This is a genomic window from Acinetobacter sp. NS-4 (genome assembly GCF_037402435.1).
In the GTDB taxonomy this organism is placed as follows: Bacteria; Pseudomonadota; Gammaproteobacteria; order Pseudomonadales; family Moraxellaceae; genus Acinetobacter.
In genome coordinates this window covers 1-884 of record NZ_JBBEUE010000047.1, presented here as the reverse complement: position 1 = coordinate 884, position 884 = coordinate 1, and the positions used below count along the sequence as shown (strand labels likewise).

Here is an 884-nt window from a genome sequence, read left to right as displayed (position 1 = left end):
TTAATGGTTGAGCAATTGCAGAAGCATGTTCCAGCTAAAGGCAGACCACCCAAGTTAAGTGTGGAGGATCAGGTTCTGCTCTGTCTGAGCTATTGGCGGGAATACCGAACCTTATTTCACATTGCTACGAGTTACGGGGTTTCAGAGCCTACAGCCTCAAGAATTGTACGTCATGTTGAAGATTGTCTGCTTCAGTCCAAGCTGTTTAATTTACCGAAGAGTTTGCCCGAAGGCGAAGGCATAGACTGGAATGTGGTGATCCTGGATGCCACAGAAATTCCAATTCAAAGGCCTAAAAAAACAGAAGAAAAGCTATAGTGGCAAGAAAAAGACCCATACCTTTAAAGTACAGGCCATCATTCATTATAAAACTCAGCAAATTCTGAGTTTATGCACTGATCGCGGTACGGTGCATGATTTATGAAAGAGATTTAATATAAAAATATTTATCTTTCATATCGATGCTAATTTTCATAGGGAATTAAGATGAAAGGATTATATCTCCTCATACTTCATAAATATAAAATATGGACCATTATAGTGTACGCTTTTTTCGCTTTAGCAGGCATATATGTTCAATATCTAATGAATGTATTGAGTCTGGGCTCCATTTTAGCAATAGCAATGTCTTATTTTCTTTGTATGTATTCTTGGTTTAATGGTACATTCACTTACGTTTTTCCAATAAATGAGAATAGTTATAGAGGAGAAGTTATAAGACGATGGTGGGTAATTATTATGAGTCCATTGTCTTATTTTTATATTATATTTTTAACCATGAATTAGCGTAATAGATTTTTAAATTTATTTATGAATGATTGGTTTTTGTTTATTTTTAAATTAAAAGAAAAAATGGCCTTTAATAAGGCTTATAAAAATATTCA

Annotated in this window: 1 protein-coding gene; it reads left to right on the top strand. The window is 33.9% G+C overall.

The annotated features are described in order from the left end of the window. Positions 1–318 (top strand): transposase family protein (locus WAE57_RS15780; protein WP_337711303.1); only part of this gene is annotated, 318 nt, incomplete at its 5' end. Positions 319–884 lie beyond the last annotated feature (566 nt).